General features: G+C 45.6%; 2 protein-coding genes. Both read left to right on the top strand.

Annotated features, from left to right (window positions below; translation table 11 throughout):
• The first annotated feature begins 52 nt into the window (after nucleotides 1-52).
• Nucleotides 53-433 (top strand): transposase, encoded by a 381-nt coding sequence (locus H8S65_RS21215; RefSeq protein ID WP_255489343.1) that lies wholly within the window; start codon nucleotides 53-55, stop codon nucleotides 431-433.
• A 32-nt stretch (nucleotides 434-465) separates the two neighbouring features.
• Entirely contained in the window at nucleotides 466-1,314 is an 849-nt protein-coding gene (locus tag H8S65_RS20790) for an IS3 family transposase (protein WP_366498282.1), read from the top strand.
• The last annotated feature ends 204 nt before the right edge of the window (nucleotides 1,315-1,518 follow it).

Below are 1,518 nucleotides of genomic sequence, written 5' to 3'. Positions count from 1 at the left end.
TGTCTTGTACTGAAATAGCTTGACACCTTTTGGGTCTTACAAAAGTATAGAAATGAAAAAAAGAAAGCCCAGAAGAATGTTCAGCGAGACATTCAAATTATCCGTTCTCAGTGAATATTACAGCAGCGGATTGAGTCAATATGCGATATCCAAGAAATATTCATTGGATCATAGTTGCCTGTACCGATGGCAGAAAGAGTATCCCATAGCCTCAAAAGAATTATCTTTGCCATCAGCAACAATAGAATCCTTCGATATGGCTGAAAAGCAACCTGAATTGACAGAAACAGAAAAACTGCAAAAGCGTATATCCGAATTGCGGCATTGCCTGGAACTAGAGAAAATGCGAAGCCGTGCCTTCGAGAAAATGATAGAGATTGCAGAACAGGAAGAAGGCATCAGCATATTAAAAAAAGATGGTGCCAAACGGTAACGGCGTTACGCGAGGAGTACCCGCGCGAAAGCGTGGCCACTCTTTGCGGGCTGTTTGGTAAAAAACGCCAATGGTATTATGCAAACCGTAAGCATGAAGTCTCAGAGAGGCAGCGTGTCAAGCTCCTTGTCGACATGATGGGCTTCTATCGGCTGTGTTGCCCCCGGATAGGCGGGTTCAAATTGTTCCATTTGTTGGAAAATGATTTGGGCCGTGAGGTAACGCATGGTCGGGATTCATTCTTGAAAGTGTATGAATCAAAAGGTTTCAAACTCAAGCCGAACAAACGCCGGCGCACAACGGATTCCAAGCATATCTACAAGAAGTACCCCAATCTCATAAAAGGTATGACAGCCCTGTATTCCAACCATATATGGGTGTCGGATATTACGTATGTATGGATATTGGGGGATGTGTTATACCTACATCTTGTCACCGATGCTTATTCGCACGCCGTGCTGGGATGGCGCCTGTCCGACTCGCTCGAGGCCTCTTTTACGCTTGAAGCCTTGCGGATGGCGATACGGACAGCCCAAGGTGGAAACCTTTGCGGTACCATACACCATTCCGACAAAGGATCACAATATGCCAGCGACGCTTACGTGGACTGCCTGATCGACCACCACATCCGGATAAGCATGACGGAAAGGTACGAACCTACGGATAATGCCGTAGCCGAAAGGCAGAACGGGATCTTCAAGGTCGAATGGATATACGAGCAGGAAATGTATAGGGACAAGGAGCAGGCGAGTGCCGAGATAAAAGCCATGATCGACTTTTACAACAACCGAAGACCCCATATGAGCATCGGGATGAAATGCCCGATGGAGGTTTATAAAGGAGAAAAGCCGGGGAAAAATCTTTGGAAAAAAAGCCTCTGATCCTTGCCGCTCTGTATATGATACGTTACATTTGTGCGCCGAGAATAAGGTTCTCTCAGATATTATCCATTGTCCACTCACGCTGACAAGCCTTTCGGGACAATTAAGCAGAGGTGACAAGCGAGCCAGGGTAACTGAAATAGTATTGACAAGTGAAGTCGTTTAACTACCCAAAAAATGACAAGTGATTTTAGGAATAGACAT

Source organism: Parabacteroides hominis (assembly GCF_014287585.1).
Lineage (GTDB): Bacteria > Bacteroidota > Bacteroidia > Bacteroidales > Tannerellaceae > Parabacteroides > Parabacteroides hominis.
This window is presented reverse-complemented; position numbering and strand designations above follow the sequence as displayed.